This window comes from Gilvimarinus gilvus, from assembly GCF_030518155.1.
Classification (GTDB): domain Bacteria; phylum Pseudomonadota; class Gammaproteobacteria; order Pseudomonadales; family Cellvibrionaceae; genus Gilvimarinus; species Gilvimarinus gilvus.
Window position 1 is genome coordinate 75,306 of record NZ_JAULRU010000783.1, and the last position, 18,712, is coordinate 94,017.

The 18,712-nt window shown below is 45.1% G+C and carries 14 protein-coding genes; 7 read left to right on the forward strand and 7 right to left on the reverse strand.

The window, feature by feature from the left end; all coding sequences use genetic code 11:
• The 5 genes from QWI17_RS19910 (at position 1) to QWI17_RS19930 (ending at position 8,663) form a co-directional block, all read left to right on the forward strand.
• Positions 1-711, forward strand: a complete 711-nt coding sequence (locus QWI17_RS19910) for a hypothetical protein (RefSeq protein WP_302724279.1) — start codon at positions 1-3, stop codon at positions 709-711.
• Between the two features lie 436 nt (positions 712-1,147).
• Positions 1,148-1,417 (forward strand): IS66 family insertion sequence element accessory protein TnpA, encoded by a 270-nt coding sequence (gene tnpA, locus QWI17_RS19915; protein WP_441294598.1) that lies wholly within the window; start codon positions 1,148-1,150, stop codon positions 1,415-1,417.
• A gap of 1,124 nt (positions 1,418-2,541) precedes the next feature.
• Positions 2,542-4,182 (forward strand): RHS repeat domain-containing protein, encoded by a 1,641-nt coding sequence (locus QWI17_RS19920; RefSeq protein WP_302724281.1) that lies wholly within the window; start codon positions 2,542-2,544, stop codon positions 4,180-4,182.
• A 21-nt stretch (positions 4,183-4,203) separates the two neighbouring features.
• Positions 4,204-8,067: a golvesin C-terminal-like domain-containing protein gene (locus tag QWI17_RS19925; protein WP_302724282.1), complete on the forward strand. Its 3,864-nt coding sequence runs from the start codon at positions 4,204-4,206 to the stop codon at positions 8,065-8,067.
• 11 nt (positions 8,068-8,078) lie between these two features.
• The gene (locus QWI17_RS19930) at positions 8,079-8,663 is read left to right on the forward strand and encodes a HEAT repeat domain-containing protein (RefSeq protein ID WP_302724283.1); all 585 of its coding nucleotides are present in this window, start codon (positions 8,079-8,081) and stop codon (positions 8,661-8,663) included.
• Positions 8,664-9,015: 352 nt separating this feature from the next.
• Here QWI17_RS19930 and QWI17_RS19935 read toward each other — a convergent pair whose 3' ends face one another.
• Complete coding sequence (locus QWI17_RS19935; protein ID WP_302724284.1) at positions 9,016-9,597, reverse strand: BrxR family transcriptional regulator; 582 nt, start codon at positions 9,595-9,597, stop codon at positions 9,016-9,018.
• 148 nt (positions 9,598-9,745) lie between these two features.
• On the opposite strand from QWI17_RS19935, the gene QWI17_RS19940 reads away from it, so the two are divergent.
• Together QWI17_RS19940 and QWI17_RS19945 are read left to right on the forward strand one after the other, a co-directional pair.
• Complete coding sequence (locus tag QWI17_RS19940) at positions 9,746-9,976, forward strand: YegP family protein (RefSeq protein WP_302724285.1); 231 nt, start codon at positions 9,746-9,748, stop codon at positions 9,974-9,976.
• Between the two features lie 91 nt (positions 9,977-10,067).
• A complete protein-coding gene (locus tag QWI17_RS19945) occupies positions 10,068-10,439 on the forward strand; it encodes a hypothetical protein (protein WP_302724286.1) in 372 nt (123 codons plus the stop codon).
• Between the two features lie 146 nt (positions 10,440-10,585).
• Here QWI17_RS19945 and QWI17_RS19950 read toward each other — a convergent pair whose 3' ends face one another.
• The 6 genes from QWI17_RS19950 to QWI17_RS19975 all read right to left on the reverse strand — a co-directional run bounded on the left by QWI17_RS19950 (position 10,586) and on the right by QWI17_RS19975 (position 18,700).
• Positions 10,586-10,816 (reverse strand): hypothetical protein, encoded by a 231-nt coding sequence (locus QWI17_RS19950; RefSeq protein ID WP_302724287.1) that lies wholly within the window; start codon positions 10,814-10,816, stop codon positions 10,586-10,588.
• A gap of 7 nt (positions 10,817-10,823) precedes the next feature.
• Positions 10,824-12,026, reverse strand: a complete 1,203-nt coding sequence (locus tag QWI17_RS19955; RefSeq protein WP_302724288.1) for a hypothetical protein — start codon at positions 12,024-12,026, stop codon at positions 10,824-10,826.
• A 124-nt stretch (positions 12,027-12,150) separates the two neighbouring features.
• Positions 12,151-12,681 carry a hypothetical protein gene (locus QWI17_RS19960; protein WP_302724289.1) on the reverse strand — a complete coding sequence of 177 codons (531 nt, stop codon included), beginning with the start codon at positions 12,679-12,681 and terminating at the stop codon, positions 12,151-12,153.
• Between the two features lie 84 nt (positions 12,682-12,765).
• A complete protein-coding gene (locus QWI17_RS19965) occupies positions 12,766-13,005 on the reverse strand; it encodes a hypothetical protein (protein WP_302724290.1) in 240 nt (79 codons plus the stop codon).
• A gap of 95 nt (positions 13,006-13,100) precedes the next feature.
• Positions 13,101-13,856, reverse strand: a complete 756-nt coding sequence (locus QWI17_RS19970) for a hypothetical protein (RefSeq protein ID WP_302724291.1) — start codon at positions 13,854-13,856, stop codon at positions 13,101-13,103.
• Positions 13,847-18,700, reverse strand: coding sequence for an Ig-like domain-containing protein (locus QWI17_RS19975; protein WP_302724292.1), 4,854 nt, complete (start codon positions 18,698-18,700; stop codon positions 13,847-13,849). Before QWI17_RS19975 ends, QWI17_RS19970 begins: the two co-directional genes overlap by 10 nt.
• Positions 18,701-18,712 lie beyond the last annotated feature (12 nt).

The following is an 18,712-nucleotide window of genomic DNA, read 5'->3' on the forward strand; positions in this document are numbered from 1 at the left end:
GTGACTCTAACCATGTCAAATTCGTTGACCGATTTTCCTTTCCCGGAGTGGAGCGAATCGTTGATCGATTGTATCGACTCAGCTTTCAAAGTGGCGTGGAATAAAGCCACTGCCTCAATAGATGAAGAGCATACAGAGCTTGAAAATCATCTTACAAATCTACTTGAATACGAATTGCATCGAATGCTGGACACGGAAAATGCCATTGGTTTTAACCGAGGTCGATTTCAATCGCCAGTTCGCGGCGCAGAGTGCTGCGATTACCAGAATAAATCGATCTCCAAAAAACCAGATCTTACCATTCGCCTTCTAGATATGAGGCCTGGTATTAGTGACGTGAGACAGGACGCCATGTTCGTTGAATGCAAAGTTTTGGATGTAGATAAGAGACCACTAGCTTATATTGAGAATGGTATACGCAGATTTGTAGATGGAGAATACGCTTGGGCAATGCCTCACGCGTTAATGCTAGGCTATGTGCTCGACAAAAGTGTATTGCCCGGTGCTTTAGTGCAGTGTTTCAATCGCAATAAACAGAAACCCCTCGTTGCGCGATGTGCACCCTCTGATGGCGCACTGGTAACCGTAGCAACTACTCAGCGACCGATCACATTCCGATCATCACATCCTAGAAAATGGGCACACCTAGAGTATGGGGCGCCTGGTCCAATTCAGATTTATCATGTGTGGCTTCACTCAGCCAATAAATAATTGGCGAAGGGGTCTGTGTTTTGATTCAGCGCTTAAATTGTCGAGAACTGACTAATTACCAGTAGCTGACGACAGCAACTCCAGTAGTAGACGACATCGAGCAGAAATTATTGCCGGCAACCATGAGCTTTATGGCAATGAGTACGGAGAACGATTCAAAGAAATGAGATCAGAATTCAAGAAAATGGAAAGCGTTCATTTTCTTGAAAACGAAACCTTGGACTTGAAAGGCTGCGTAATGGATCCCAGATAAAATCACTCATAGAATACTCCAGAGCTATCCACGCAGAAATGGATGCCATAATTTCTCTGTAAGCGCTCAATAAACACCATCTTACCCTCCGCCATTTACACCATTAATCGGCCTCCAAATATTCAATCTGGAGGCAAGTTCGCGGCCCATGCCGAGCGCCAGCAATACTAGCAGCGTATTTTCCTGCAATGGAAAGAGGGCGGCCTTTCGAGCAAGCGCTTTTGCAAAGAGCGCAATATTATTCTGTCTAATTTTTACCGTTGGCAAAAGTTGTTGTCACTGGAGACGCGTAAGCCCGCAGCTTTTGTGTCGTCGTCATTCAGCGTTACACCTTTACCTTCATTATCAGGCGTGGTACCGCTGGCCGTAGGTTCGCTGCGCCTGCAGGTGTCGGCCGATGGTTTGGGTGCTGCCTTGACGAAGCTCAAACAAGCCGGGGTGATTGATGCTTAGACCTGCCGATGACGTTACGGTGTATTTATACCGTGGCCATGTTGATATACGCAAGTCCATTTATGGCTTTTCGATTTTTGGTTGAGCAGGACATGGCGTTATCGCCCTTTGAGCCAGCGCTATTTTTGTTCTGTAATCGTCAGTGCGATAAGATCAAGTATTGTTTTGGGAGCGTAACGGTTTCGTTCTGTGGTACAAGCGATAGGGAAAGCAGCGGTTTACATGGCTAAAGGCTGAGACCAACCGCAAGTAGCAGAACTTGTTGTTGGATGGCCTAGTTATTTTTAACAATCAGCCTGTAAGGAATATCGGCATAATAATTATGCCTAACACAATATAAAAATACCTAGACATGATCGAAGATAACTTGTCGCAACATGTCTAGCTTCAAGAGACCAGTAGGCAGCCATTACAATCAACTAGCATGTATATACAACAACTGACACTTTGAATTAAGAAGAAAGTTTATATGTCAAAACGAAATTACGGGTCCCTTATGGCACAATTGTTGCCATAACTCGGTGTGTACGGCTTGTTTGGTACTCTTTTTAGCAGAGCCAAAACTAAAAGGCTTTGCGGCCAGCGTCAGTTTTCCCATTGGCTTTATGCCATGCAGGGCTAAGCCTGGGTTTTCATTTCTGTAAATTCACAGGCATTGGGTGGCGCGAGCTACTAGAACCTCATCGTGATTGCCCACTGTGTTGTCCTCGAGCATCGTCCTATGTTTGAGTCATAGGGCGAAAGAAATCCCAAGCACCTCACAGCAATCAATCAATACAAAATTTGATTTTTACTCATATTCAATGTACTTCAAGCTTTATTATTAAGCTTGAACGTTGTATTATCTTCCACCAACGTTTTTAACGTATGTCTAGAGTTAGGGAAAGTCGAACTCAAGGAAGCCCCATGAATAATATGCCTCAAAAAATTCTAGAATATTTCCCCCTCATATTGAATATGTATTCACTCAAGCCGTTGAGTTGAATTGGCCTAATTGATTGACTCTTTGAATCAGCCACGCTGCAAAATACCTGAACTAGGCTTGAAATATATGCAAGCATGTGCCTTCAGGTCTGCATATTCAAATTACAGATATTTTGCCCTGTCTACTAGCACATGATTGTATGGAAACATTGATGATGACTAAAAAATTGATTGCAACATTTCTACTTTACGCCTTGTGTCAAACGTCCATATCCGATGATTGCATACCTTTGGATGAGGGAGAGTACTTTTCTCAGCTTGGCTGGGGATTAAAAATGCCAGTTACTGACCTTGAAGTTCAGCAAGCTTGTTTTTGGTTCGCAGATGTATATAACGAGGCCGTTAAGTCTGGCTCGTATGAAGGCCAAGTTAAAGAATATACCCACTTCTGGTGCATGGATGACAAACTAGGCCAAGAGTTTGAAGTAGTAATAGACTTTTTTGGGCAGGAATCTAAGTCAGGTAGAATTGGGGGAATATATAATACTGACATTGAGTCCTTGATGTTGTCGTTAATGGATGGTCTTGTTCTGCCTGTTTTTGATGATGCACTGAAGCAACAGATGAATAAAGGTGATCCGATGTGTGACCCGGACTGCCTTATTGAAGGGCAAGTAAACCCTTACGCTGGAAATTTGTTTCAAGAGCTGTCGCTGTATTCTGATACAAGGGCCAATTTTAGCCTCTATTACAATAGTGTCGATGGCTCATGGTCTCATGAGCTAGAGGCCGGCTTAGAAGCACTAGATGACCCTGATTATGCAGATGAGGTCGAGAAGTTGAAGCTTCCTGACGGAAGAGTTGTGACAATGCTCAAGAGCCAAGGGGTGTATCCTTGTGCTCCCTATGGCGCAATGGGATACGGTGATAGAGAGTTGTCAGAAGAGTTCACTGTAGAGTTGTTGAATCGCATATATACAATACTTCCGGACGGGACAATAAAAGATATATTCCATAGGGATATAAATGATTCTTTGAATATTACCTGGAATCAAAATGAAGACGGAAGCGTTGTTCTCGTCAGGGCGAGCAATGTCGATGTCGGGTACGATGCAATAATTGACGATCTAGGAAATCTAGTCTTGGTGAGAGAGCCTGGATCGGACAACTCAAATCCAGATTTAATAGTACCTAAAGATAGTGATGCCCAACTTAATTGGTCTACTGAAGGTAACCTAGAGAGTGTCACCTATAATGGAATGAGTAAAAGCTTTCTGTATGAAGATCCTAATAATCCAAAACTTCTAACTGCAATTGTGGGCTCAGAAGGTGTACTAGAGAAAGGTTTTTCTTACGACAACGAAGGTAGAATCATCAAAACCTATAAATTAGATGGTTCGGATAATCAAGTCGATGTTGTTCAGCTGGATTACAGCGATATTGAATCATCTGAGCCAAATGTCAAAGTCACTCATTCAAGCGGGTTGGTGGAGAGGCGATATTTTGGTGAATACTTCGGCGTTTACAAAACCACCAAAATCACTCAAGGCGGGCCAAACGGAGATGAGTTCGTTCGAACGGAAAAATCTTACAATAGGCTTGGTCATTTACTTCAATCAATTGATAGTGATGGCGTACTGACAGATTATCAAAGAGACGGAAGAGGCCGGGTTTTACAGAAAGACACTGTCGTGAGTGGAGAGGTTGTTAAAACTGAAGAAGTGACGTGGGATAGCGACTGTGAATTACCGGCTACTAGTTCGGATGGTCGAGTGTTGATGGAGTATCAGTATGACGACAATTGTAGAAAAACTAGTCAGTCTAGAACTTCATTAAACTAATCGATTCATAAGGATGTGACCATGAACTTATCAAAGGCAAAGATTCTATCCTATACAATTGCGGCAGTGGCCTTGTCTGCGCACCTAGTTTCGCAAGCACAAGAAACAAGAAGTCAGGCGTACAAGTACAATGACAGGGGATTGGTCATAGAGGTTGACGGGCCAAGAACGGATGTTGCAGATGTGGTAACTCATACATACTACTCTGACGGGAGCCTCGAAAGCACGACCAACCCTCTAGGTCATACAAGACTCTATTCAAATTATAATCGCTTCGAAAAACCGGAGTTGATTACCGATGAAAACGGTATTACTCAAACTTTGGAATACTCCGAGAGTGGAAAAGTTGCGAAAGTGACCTCCACCGATCCATTGACATCGGAAAGCCAAGTCGTCGAGTACGTTTACGATACCAGTGATCAGCTCATTCGCACGATTCAAGAAGATGGAGCAGAAACCGTCTATACGTATGATGGTCTTGGTCGACTAGAAACCATTACCACTAACGGCACGGACTCCATTGTGTACACCCTAGACTCAGCAGGAAATACTGTTGAGGAAGCTTATTATCGTGATGGCACTCTCTATAAAACTCAAAGCATGGACTACGATGAGTGGTCCAACATTGAGCTAATTGAGGATGGTGAAGGTAACTATGAGTCGTTTGTCTACGATCATAGTCAGCGTCTAACGACCACCCTAGATGGTAAGGACGAGCCAACGACCTATGCTTATGATGCATTAGGTTACGCAGACGAAACAGTTCGACCGGATACGTCCTCCATTGGTTATGATTACGACGCTTATGGAAATTTAAAAGAAGTCACTGACCCTAACGGAAACAAAACTGTATACAGCTACAACAGTTTTGATGAGGTCGTGCAACTAGAAAGTCCTGACTCAGGCATTACAACTTATGAGTATGATGAAGCGGGCAATTTAGACTACAAAATTGACGGGAATGGGATTGTTACAGAGTATTCCTATGACGCTCTAAATAGGCTGAAAACAATACAGTATCCAGCAAGTCCTGACCTGAACATCTCGTATTCCTACGATCAGGGGATGTACGCCAAAGGTAAGTTGTCGGAGGTGGCTGATCCGTCTGGATCCACCAGTTTTGAGTATGACCCCTGGGGGAACGTAATTGTCCGGTCAGTGAACATTTTTGATCTTTCTCTCCAATCTAGCTACCGCTACGACTCAAGAAGCCGTTTGGTTGAGCAAACTTACCCGAGCGGCATGGTAGTTGAGTATGAAAGAGCCCATCTCAGTGGAAATATTTCAACAATATCGGTCAAAATGCCTGGAGAAGATAATTTCTCCCCTATTGTAGAAAATATTAGCTATGTACCTTTCGGTGGGGTCGATTCTCTTACATACGCTAATGGTGCAGAGCTTACAAACGAATACTTTAAGAACTACAGTCTGTATCGCTCTACAACACAGGGGATTGTATCGCTCGAGTATAGCTATGATGCTAATGGCAATATTGAAACAATTCTTAATAACACTCAGTCAAATAACTATACCTATGACAAAATCAATCAACTGAAAACATCTTCCTCCCCTGAGGAAAGTGCTAGTTTTGGGTACGACTTAAACGGCAACCGAACGTCAAAGCTACAGGATGGATCTTTGTCCTCGTATGACTATGATCCACTATCAAACAAACTGAGTAGTGCCACAGTGGGGGGAACTCCAGTTGCAATTGACTATGATGAAGCAGGCAATACGACTCAGAAAGATGATCTGACATTTGACTATGCGGATAATAATCGTCTCGCGGGCGTAAAAAGGGATGACTCTAACGTAGCAACTTATACCTACAACTATGTGGGACAAAGAGTTGCTAAGTCGACATCCAACGAAACACTTTATTTTGTATATTCTGACTCTGGAAAAATCCTTTCCGAAGTGGCCCCTGACGGGGAGATCGTTCGCGAGTACATTTATCTCAATGAAGTCCCTATTGCCACGATACAGGCGTCCGACGGAGAAAGTATAGTATTCGATGACTCGTCAGATAACTTTAGCCACTCTGGTGGCTGGGTAGGTTCAAACAATGTGCCCGGTTTCGAGGGCGATGGTTACACGCTACATGAGCCTGTACTTGAAATAGCATTTGAGAAAATCGTTGATAATTCATCAGTAGACTTCTCGGCAGTGGGGTCTTGGGTGGCATCAAATGCAGTTCAGGGTTATGAAGAGGAAGGATATTTACATAGCTTTGGACCAGAGCCGGAAGGCGTGATTATTGTTGATGACTCAGCAATACAAGCCACTGGAAACTGGACCAGCTCCAATGCTATCAAAGGCTTCCAGGGCAATGGCTATCTGGCGAGTCAAGGGCTTAATGGCGAAACTGCCGAATGGCCGCTAGCGCCTTACAGTGGTGATGTTGAAATTTATGTATCTTGGACGGCCCACGCAAACCGAGATCAAGGTGCAGTGTATACGGTTGTCATTGATGGAGTCGAAAGCTCTAAAACTGTCAACCAAACGCAAAACTCTGGCGGCTGGTATTCGCTTGGCGTTTTTGATTTGTCATCAGGCGGTGTTGTTAGATTAGAGGGAAGCGGGGCCGGTTATGTGGTTGCGGATGCTGTAAAGCTAGAGCCGACCGATCCTCCAGCTCGTTACGCGGAATGGTCCGTTGCTGGTCACGGAGAGAGGGATCTCTATGTGAAATGGCCCTCTCATGCTAATAGGTCGACAAATGCGACTTATGCGATACGACATGCCAATGGCAGCGATACCGTGATAGTGGATCAGACCCAGCAGACCGAATGGTTCTTACTGGGACGATTCAATTTAGATGAAAATTCCGTAATAACCCTTCTGGGGGCTGGGGATGGATATACAATAGCTGACGCTGTTGCGGTCGCCTCGGAAGATCAGGTGAAACCTTCTGCGACATGGGATCAGTTAGTGAGCCAACAGGGGGCTCGAAAAATATATGCGACTTGGACGGCGCACGGAAATAGAACTCAGCAAGCTACCTACCGAATAACACATGTTAACGGTGACGCTCTTGTACAAGTTGATCAAACACTTGAGTCTGGTGAGCAGTACATTGGTGAGTTTGAACTGGATGAGCTTAGTACAGTTAGCTTAATCGCAAGCAGTGATGGCTATGCAATTGCAGATTCCATCAAGCTGGTCGCCTCATCTACTGGCAGTAAGGCTACGTATTTTTACCATACTGACCATCTAGGAGCACCTAGTGCTGTTACAGATTCAAATGGTGGTGTGGTATGGGAGAAAGACTGGGATGCTTTCGGCGACGGTAGCGAATTCGTAAATAATCAACCATTTAGGTTTCCTGGCCAGTATGCCGATGCGGAAACGGGATTGTTCTATAACTACTTTCGGGATTATGATCCGAGTTTGGGGCGATACATTCAATCCGATCCTATTGGGCTGGGTGATGGTCCAAATACTTATGCTTATGCTAGTGGAAACCCTCTCTTTTACACGGATCCAACAGGGGAGTCGACACTTGATGTTGTGATACCCGCATTCACTGTTGACCTCGCCACAATGGAGCCGACAGATGCGGCCTGGCCCAAATGGGTAGGTTGGGGCTTGGTGATAGGCGGGGCTTGGGCTGTTGATCAGTGTTTTTCCGATTCGTCAATTGAAGATGCAAAACCCTCCAAAGCAGACTGCAATAAAGCCATTAAATTTCTGACTCAGCCGGATAGATTGACACAGAAATATGGTAAGAAAATACCTAAGAAAAGAATAGATGAATGGCGTCGAAAAATAGCGGATGGAACAATTACGAGTTACGATCTTCCCGCTGTCTTACAAGGAGAAATGCCCCCTTCGCTTCAAGGAAAATCATTAGCCGAAATTCGAAGTATTTGCGGAAAGAAATAGAGGCAAGTGAAATGACTTTTTTAGATATTTCAGGATATACACTGCGTGAATTGACTGACTTATACAGCCTTAATGTTATGGATGATAATTTTTACGACGTAATTGCCGATCAAATACTCCGGCTCGACGAAAAATATCTAATGCTCATTTACAACAAGTTGTCACTAAATCAAAAACGTGGAGCAGTTTACTCGCTTCGAAATAGTTTAAAAGATATAGAAAGCGCTGTAGAGTTTTTATCTGAAATCTTGTGGGATTCCTCGGAAGATGCTTTGACTCGATCCGAGGCTGCCATTTCTTTACGTCATCTTCACAAATGCATAGAAATTTACGATTTTTATAAACTTTATCGCGATGATTCTGAACATTTACGCTCTGCAGCTACGTTACTGGCTAGCAGCGTCGAGGGCATAAGAGGGGAAGTGCTATCAACTGCCATTGCTGATTCAAGTCCAATCGTAAGGCAGTTTGTATTGGATATTATTGACGATAATAGCTATACAGAGTACTTATATTTAGCGCGAAACTGCTTGAAGGATGCCGATGCCGATGTAAGACTTGCAGCACAAACGGCACTCGATAATAACGTATTATAGTATTCAACATAGTGGGTGCGTCAGCTTTTTTCGCCCATGCGGAACTCGACTGCGATCGAAAGAAGTGATTCGTTTTATTGATCAGCGTAAAGCGCTGCTAGGAACTGCGCCATCTTAATAGCGTTTTTGCTTAACTGGCTACTACGTCAGGTACGACCACACAGCAACAACAACGGAGTGAGTCCAAATGCAGCCGTACAGTTGTACTGGGCAGCCTCCTAAACTGTGGCCTAATTTACTTGACCACTACATCCCGCTTAATAGTGAGAACTAAACGTACAGAGAGCTTGCTCTCTTTAGGGGAAGCAGAATATCCAGGTCTTTTGTCCATGGGTTAATCCTCGTAAGAAGACTAACCTCCGACAACGCCAGGGTGATTCTTCCCCCTGCCGGGAGCAAGAAACAGATTATCAATATTTTGATTTTCTATATCACTTGCATTTTTTAGATGGAGAAGTACATGGCTACCCTCGAGGTCACCCGCAACGGTCGCGTCAACGTTCCAGCTGTTCAATAGATACCCTACATGTGCCTTTCTTACTTCTTTCTTCAGCGTACCATTTGCCATCCGAAACTCGTGCTCAATAGCAGTCTTTGAGGCACTTGATAGCTTGGGGTGAGGCTGTAACACCAGTATCGTGGTCTCACTCCACTGGGTGTCGCACGTCGGCATTTCAATGGAATCAACCCCGATCCTATAGAGAACACTGATGTTAACGATTCTGTTCATGACAAAGTCCGCAAACCGAGACTTATCACGGTCAAAAGCGCGTATGTGCCAGCGCAGACCATTGTCTAGCATTGCGTGCGGGCAAATCACTTTTGTAGATTCGCCGCTGCTGCTGGATAGATAATCGATCTGGACGGGGCGCTTGAGAGAAATAGCACGCGAAATCGCTGCGACAGTGTCAAGATCAGGGCGCTCGAGTCCCATAGAGTATGCCGGCGCGAACTCTCTGCAACTTTCTAAACTGTCACCAAAACCGTATGAAAGAGTCTTTAAACATTTATCAGCGGATAATTTATAAAGCGGCCTGAAGGTACTGGTAATAATGTAGTGCTTTGCGCGTGGATCATAAACGATGTTATCGGGCGCTGAAAATGGAATAGCGTCGGTTCGACATCACAGTCCAGATGATCGATATTATGACCGAAAAACCTCGACTTCAGGTGACCCTTACTTTAATTTGAAGGCCTCAAACGGTCAGGTGATAGGGACCAGTGAGATGTACTCATCAACGAGCGCCCGCGAAACGGGTATTAACTCCGTGAAGACTAACGGACCTGTGGCTCCAATAGTAGATTTAACCTAGAAGCCACTATCCCGCCTCTCATAGATTGGGGGGCGGTCTTCCAACCCTATATGATACGTCTTCAAAATTCGCACACAGGAAGGTTGCAGATATGGGAAAAATATATAGGAGAGGGCGTAGCAATAGTATCGTTTCTATCGTTGGTGACGTTGTTCATATTGCTTCTCGTCTACCATGGTGGGGTGCCTTACTTACCGGTATCGCCTCCTGTTTTCTTGTTGCTATCGTTTTAGGTGGTTATATCGAAGGGAATATATCATCTCAAGCGGGCAGCAAATATTATGCACTTACAGAAGTTTGGCTTGGTCGGTTAGTTAATGTGTGTAATTGGGTGGGGATAGCTTGTTTTGTTGCGGGGCTATTTTTCGCAGTTCGCAATTACTTTGTAAGCTCCTACGCTCGTAACGAAGAAAAGTGTATTGTTGCGACTCTTTCGAAATTGATAGGTCGTAGTATTGATTGACATTGACCTGAAAGGTTAAGGCTTGTGGCAACCAGGCCTTGGGCGGAGTCGTACTCCAAAGTCAGCTTAAAGCCGTCTGAAGGCGTCAGGAAGTGATATTGCTTGGTAGACGGCAGTGTGCCAAGCCGCCCGGTGAGGCAGCTGGCTTAGTATCGGTGAGTGTCGCTCATCGAGGCATACCTAGCAACTAAGGGTTGCTGCATATCCTCTTCGGTGGCTTGGCCGCGGAACAGACGCGTCAGACTATCGAGTGCCTGCTTGCCGTTCGCCGCCTCGATTTTGACTTGTGCTAGCCCTTCAGGGTTGTTTTGAAGTCTACGAAGACGGGCCCGAGCAACCATCCCAGCTGTAGAAGTAATTTCAGGTCTTCGGCTCATAATATCATCATACCATAGATGGGTTTTCATCTACCACATCCTCTATCTCCATCAGCAATACTTGCAATAGATGCAGGTGTGGAGCGATAATGTTGACGTAATCTCTCACTTTGTACCCATCAAAAAGCATGCCGCTTTGGTTTCGGTACATATTGACGACCCAATCAACCTCTCCATCTAGCTTCAAGGGCACCGACAGAATCGACTGGGCGATAGATACATCACTATAATACCGCATCAATTCCGAAAGTATAGCATCGTCTTTTGTGCCTGGCCCCGCCTTATAGCTGTCCACAATATCTGTGACATCCTTCACATAAGAATGCAGGCCAATTGCAGCCGCCTTAGGTGCACCTAGTATGTTGGGTAACAAGGGGTAGTCAATCCCACAGACATCGTCCTCTCGGGTATAAGGGAAGGCGAGAGGCTTGCATCGAGGGTCTGGGGTTGGGGTCTGGGTCTCTGTGGTGGTGGTGTAAACGGTATCCAGAATGCCAACGTATCCCGTATAGTGAGATTCAGCAGGTGCCACACTAAACGCTTTAGCCAACTCGTGGCATCGCGTTGGCGCCTCGACACCATTTCCCTCTTTGTCTCTAAACCGCCATACCCTCATTATGTTCGCGCGATAAATTACACTTTGACCATCGATGTTGACGCCATCCCAAGAGCGGGCCATATTGATCAACGTGTCAAGAATTCGACGAACCTGCTCTTGAGCAGAGGCCACCACGTCCTTCTTGGTGGCTCCAGAGGCACCAAGGAGGCTCAATACTTCCTTCTCCGTTGTTTCAGCAAGCACTTCATACGCCGTACCAAATGTATCCCAAAAGTCATGGGGCGGCATTGTCAACGTAGACTCAATGATGATGTTGTCCTGGTACCGTCCGGCCCACTGGGAGATTGCAAATGTCACCGCAAGAACAACGCCCGACACACCAAAACCTATCGTATACAAGTTTGGCTCGCCCGAAGACGTCGCACTAAAGGGCAAAACCACGTCCTTAATACTATCGGACCAAAGTGACGCAAAAGCTCCCCATGAGGCAAGCATGATCCATAGAAATGCCTGCAGTACAGGATGAAGAGCATCGACCCAAGTGGCCGGTGAGGTAAACCGCACCCACTGCGATGTTGATTTTGCTTTCTCGCGCTGGGTGAAGGCCCTATATTTTCGACGTCTTATGTGTGAATTGCCGGGAGCGCTCATGACTTTTCCCTAAGTAAAGTTATCGGCTGGGGACAATTTTGGCGTTTTGCAGCACTCGCAGCTCTACCTGCAACTTGAGGCGAGCCAAAGGCTGCCCCCTCTACTAATGTATTCAATACGTCCATCACTCCTCAGCAAGCCTCTTTGTGGCTTCCCGGATAGCAATGACTGCCTGAAGTTTGGCCACCCTAGCTTGGTGCAAAGCGGTTTCCGTCTGGATGACAGCTATCTCCTCTTCAGCTTCCGACGGCTTTTCATCAACCTCTGGGATTGGTGCATTCGTCGCATCGATATGCTCCTTTTCAGCCTTTGCCAGCTCGATCTTCTGCTGCAGTTCTACCAGCGGTGTAGTTACAGGATTAAGTGCACTTTGTGCGTCTACCAATACTTTTTTGGCTCTTACTAATTCCGTCTGCTCCTGAAGTAGTTCAATCTCAGTTTTAGGTTTATTAGCCTCAACTTTAGCATACTTCGCCACCTCTATCTCCGTATAGGTTTCCGCTAAGGACTGGAAAGTACTTGCAGTATTTTTCCCACGTGATTCCGTCCCAAAATCCTTCGCTTCTGTCAACCTGCCCTGCTCATCAAAGACTAAAGAAAAGTTGTCATTTGAAAATGCCTTGCTTTCGAAAGGAGCTGAAAAAAACATGGCCATATTGAATAACAGGGCCAACCAAAAGCTACGGACAATTCCTTGTCATGGCGGTCACAAGCAGCCCGAGCATCCGATTTAGTATTTTTACATTTGCCGCTCCCGACACCGCTCGTTCTTAATCTTCTCTATCAGCTCAAGTAGCGATCTATCCCCTAGATAGCGAAGCTTTTCCAGCATGTCGAGAAGACCGGTATCACTTCTGCAGGACTCATCACGCACTTCGAAATCGGTAATCATTAAAAGCACACCGCAAAACATGTGAGCGTCGTCGCGATCGTCAATCATGACGATATCTTTGAGTTCGTAGCCTGAATCGAGCACCACCTCTGAACCAAGCCAGCTAGAGCCACTATAAATCAGCGAGCACAGTATCAAGAGAAAGGTTTTACTTTCAGCTCAAACCGTCAGCGCTTATAAAACTAAAGAGAATCATCAGATTGAACCTCAACCAACTGCTCCAACATAAATAAATGCTCATCAACCAACTTTACAAGTGTGCCAATATCTATAGGATCCACACTTTTCAACGCCGCGACTATTTTAACAAGAGAATTCATTCGAGGTGAGCTCTTTAAATAGGCCAACTTTCCACCGACAGTCCCATGCTTTTTGATAAACATTGAGAACTGATAGACATCAGTATCCAATGAATATTTTGGTGTTTGGGGCTGCCTCGTCAACAACAATTCAGTCTTCCAGATTTCAGATAGTTTCTCAACTAAGCCATGAGTTATCTTAGTTCTCCGTTTGAGAACTTCAACATCAGCAACACCTTTGTTATTTCCAGGAGGAATCAATCTAAAAACTTCCATCTCTGAGCCAAGTTTATTGTGATCACTATAACTATCTAGAAGTCTTCTATTAAGTTCAGCTGTTACTATGAAGTATTCATCCTCACTCTTTGTAATGAATACCATTCTCTCCTCCCCGAAGGAAGGAGTTACTAACACTCGAAACAGCACATCGCTGTTAAATGCATCCTTAAATAAGTCTCTTAGCACTAGAGAATAATCATCTTTGTGAACTATTGCCGGAAGCTCAGGTATCAAATGATCATTACTCGAATCACTATTTAAAGAAGCATTTGCCAATGGATAAAATAGCAATCCCACAAAAAGACCTAGGAATTGAAAAATCGCATACGGAAACATCTGAAAAGTCGCCTTCATTGACATTCGCACTCTAATGGAGTTCTATCTTCTAAATGGTATAGCTTTGGGTCAGCGTAATAGTCATAGTATGCGTTATAGTTCGATGGTGTATTGAGATACACACCGATATTTTCATTTCTGGCCGTCGTCAGATCTCCAGGCCTAGTACCCTCAACATTCCCAGAGAAGCTTTCCTCTGCGGCACGCCTCCTTGGGTCACCTGTGTTGGGATGTGTATGCCATATAACTCTTGAGCCTTCAGGTCGTGTCGCCTCTAATTCAGCTTCAGGCAGGCCACCTTCAGAACCAACCAAAAACGTATATGTCCAACAGTTTTTAACCATCATCAACCAGCCACCATATTCGACCTTTTGATTTGCCATCGATCTGGCGTAATTTTTAGCATCTAAGTATGCATCATCACGCGTCTCGAAAAGGTCCCCTGGCGCTAACCCAAAGAAATCAAAATAAAATAATGGATTGCCAAAAGAGTAGCTATATGTATTGATTCCACCATTTATGCCAATAGGGTCACTTTGCAGATACCTTCCTATACTTGGATCATAATTTCGATAGTAATTGTAATGTAAGCCTGTCTCCTCATCGAAGTACTGCCCAGGAAAACGAAGGTTTACTGTTACTTTATTAAAATCTCCATCAACATCCTCATTTGCACTTCCGAGACCGAATGCATCGGACGTCCACCGCCAAACCACACTACCAACACTGTCAGTGGCTACACGAGGCGTATTGAGGTGGTCTGCATGCAAATACACCAACTTCGAATGGGAAGATGATCCATCTGCATTGAATCTCTGTGTAACTTGCGCCAGAGGTGTACTTTTAAACCAGATCCAAATAATGCGCTCAACAGGGCTATTCTCTGCGTCCAACACCACCTCAGAGCTTAAATGCCCCGATGTATTGTAGAAAAAGACACTTGTCATTGCCCGCTGACCATCCTGATAGCGTTGCTTTTCAACACGCTGCCCGAGTGCATTGTAGCCATATGTTACCTGCAACTGACCATTGAGGTATATCGCATCAAGACGTTCGTTCACATTGTATTTGTACAATCTCGTACCAATATAACTTTCTGGAAAGTCACTTTCGGTAGCCCGCTCACTAGTGGCTAGGTTACCACTAGAATCATACTGATAGCTTATACCATCACTCCCCAGTAGCTGATTACTGGCAAAGTCATAGTGCAGCGTCCTCAGCTCTTCATCGTGACTTTGACTAGTGCGATTACCCACAGCATCATAGGTGTAAGATTTATCGCCATACAGGCCTGCCTCAACTACCAACCTATCAAGTTTGTCATAATCAAATTCCTGCGACACACTTGGATCAACTGCATTATTTATTGTGTCAATATTGCCATTGGGATCTAAGTCATAAGAAATGTCGATCAACGTATTGCTATCAGAGCTTAATGTGTATTGACGCAGACTATAATTTCGATCGTAATCCATACTTAGCTGTAAGTTGTTGCCATACCGTAGACCAGCTAAAGGACCAAACGGTCGATAGCTAATGTCTGCCGCAATCTGCTGACTTTCCCCCGGAGCCTCCCAGCGAACACCAGCAACTCGCCCATGACTGTAATCGTATTCAATACAGCCCTGAGAATCGTTACCCTGCATAGAGAAGCACTGTTTGTTTAATTGGCCATAAATGTTGTAGCCGAATTTTTTAACCTCAGTGTAGCCGCCTACCCTAGTAAGCTGCTCAACCAACTGGCCGCGATGGTTATAGACATAACTCTGCTCGCCAGAGAAATCCTTGATCGAGGTTAATCGTCCAACACCATAATTGTCACCAGAGGCGGTAGTTGCTGGGCTAGTATTGTCATAGCCGTAGGTCTTATTGTGACTTGGCTGTGCTGGATAGGTTTCTGTAACCAATCGGTTAAGTGCATCATAACTGTACAAGGTCGTAGCGCCTCGCGCATCACGACGAGCAATAATGTTTCCCGCGCCATCATACCCAAACAGTGTAACACCAGTATCCGGACTATTTATGCTTCGCAACTGGCCTAAGTGGTTATATTCGTATTGCGTCACAAGGCCACGCTGGTCCGTTACCGTATCGATATCACCCTGAGAATTATAGGTAAGCTTTATCGGGTTAAGGTCGGCATCGATTAGCGTTTGTACACGATTAATTGCGTCATACTTCTTCTCACTTGAATACTGACGAGGATTTGTCGACAAGGTAGGGTTATCATTGACATCGTAATCCTGAGAGGCGGTGTTACTCTCACCATCAGTGATACTTCGCAATCGACTCAACTCGTCATAGACACGGCTAACTTGCCACCAAAGCTGTCCCGAGCTGTCCTTGATAATTTCTTGCGTTCTATTCCCCGCATCATCTAATGTATATTCAATACGATCACCTAAATGATTTTCAATTGCCTCCAAGCGACTAGCATCGTCGTAGATATACTCAATGAAACTACCATCTGGATTTTCAACTTTTGTTAATTCTCCATTGTCGTCATAGCTATAATTAACAACTATATTCTGACTGGCATTGTTCGGATGAACTTTGGTTACAGATTTTAGCCATCCACGCGGATAATAATCATATATTTCTTCAACACCATTCACATCTATGATACGACCAACATCACCATGATCGTTATAATCCAGAAACTGAGTCACATGACCTAAAGCGTTCGTGATCGAACTCAGGTTGCCGTTATCATCATAATCATAGGTTGTTATATCTAATACATCAGTCCGTGGTCCATCGATTGTTTTTACCTGACCGTGATCGTCATATGTATATATGGTCTCAACCTCACTCGGTGCGGAGAAACTCACACCATTGACAGTCAAGTCAATAACATTTGAATCGGCAGAGAGACCCTGATGATCAACTACCTGGGCACTTATTTGGTGAGTCCCACTCAACGCATTATATGTGTACTCATAGGGAGGCTCAGTCGAAGTGAAGGACCAAATTCCATCCACAAAGAAGCGCACCTGATCGACTAGCCCTTCCGGATCTTGAGCATCCGCCAAAAAGAGGATCTGGTCACCTTCAGTGCTTCCGCCCCCCTCTGAGGTTAAATCAATCGTTGGCGGAAGGTTGCCCCCTTGGCCTGATACCGTAAAATCATATGCTGCTGACTCGACAGTGCCCCCATCGTCATCAGTGGCCTTAGCTATTAACTCATGCACACCCTCAACAGCAGTCCAGTTCAATTCATAAGGCGAAACCGTGACAACACCAACCGAAACACCATCTAGAAAGAACTCTACCTGGCTGATCAAACCATCGGTATCGACAGCGTCAGCGCTAAATACCAATATTTCTCCCACCACGCTTTCGCTTTGAGTGATGACATTAACTGCAGGCAGTTCATTCGGTATAGGCAACACTGTAAAGCCAGCTGCTAACGATTCAGTAACAGCACTGTCATTATCGGTAGCTTTGGCTGTCAAAACTTGGGAGCCCTCAACAGCCACCCAACTCACTTCATAAGGAGAAACGGCATCAACACCAACTGAGACACCGTTCAGAAAGAACTCCACATGTTGAATTGAACCGTCTGGGTCGGTAGCAATCGCACTAAATAACAAGGCCTCGCCAACTGTACTATCAGATTGGGTGTTGACACTTACTAAGGGATGCTCATTTAGTAATGATGAAACAGCAAAGCTAACCGGAGAGGACTCTGTTATAGCGCCGCCATTATCAATGGCATTCGCCGTCAGCACATGATCACCCTCAGTGGCCAGCCAGCTAACCTCGTAAGGTGCACTGGTATCTACGCCTATCGACGTTCCATTCAAGAAGAACTCTACCCGGCTAATGGATCCATCTTCATCGCTAGCGGAGGCGTTAAAAGTAACCTGACTGTCTTCATAAAATCCCGCTGGGACATCAGTTACAGAAACGAGCGGGGGACGATTAATGTTAGAACTTCCGCCTACATCAAACTCATGTGTATCGCTCTCAGCGCACCCCAAGTTATTACACAGCGCAACCTGTAGGCTATGTGTACCAGGCGCATAATCGACCACACAACTACCGCTCTGCTCAGACTTACCATTTGATATCAAAGTGCCAGAGCAAACCTCATCCCCATTATCTGTCAATGACCAGCTGGTTCCATTTGTACCCCACCACATATGCCATGTGACAGAAATAGCAGAGCCATTATCAAATGACGCCGGCATCCAATCCATAACGGGAGCCCCAGGAGTAGTCGTCGCCCCAATATTTAGCGTCACGGCATCACTGGAGGTACAGCCAGCGGCGTTACACAAATTCACCCGAAGTGAATGTACACCATCATCATATGTTGAGACACACTTTCCCTGCTGTGCATTATTTCCATTGGAGGTCAAAGAGCCAGAGCACACCTCCTGCCCATTGTCCGTCAAAGACCAACTGGTACCATTTGTACCCCACCACATATTCCAATTCACTGAGATATCGGATCCGTCATCGAAAGACCCGGGCAGCCAATCGATAACCGGCATTGCTGGTGTAGGCAGGTTGCCGCCCCCAACTCTCAATGTCACAGCATCACTGGAGGTACAACCAGAGGCGTTACATAAATCTACTTGTAAAGAATGAGTGCCAACACTATACGTTGAGACACATTCTCCCATTTGCGCATTATTGCCATTTGGAGCTAAGGAGCCAGAGCATACTTCCTGCCCATTATCTGTCAGCGACCAGTGGGTGCCATTAGCACCCCACCACATATCCCAACGAACCTGAATATCATCACCCTGGTCTACAGAAGAAGGCAGCCAAGCTATTACGGGTTTAGTCGGCGTTTCCGCCTGCGCGATAACACTAGAGCACCATAAAGTTACGAATACTAAAAAGAATCGAAGGTACATAACATTCCCTAT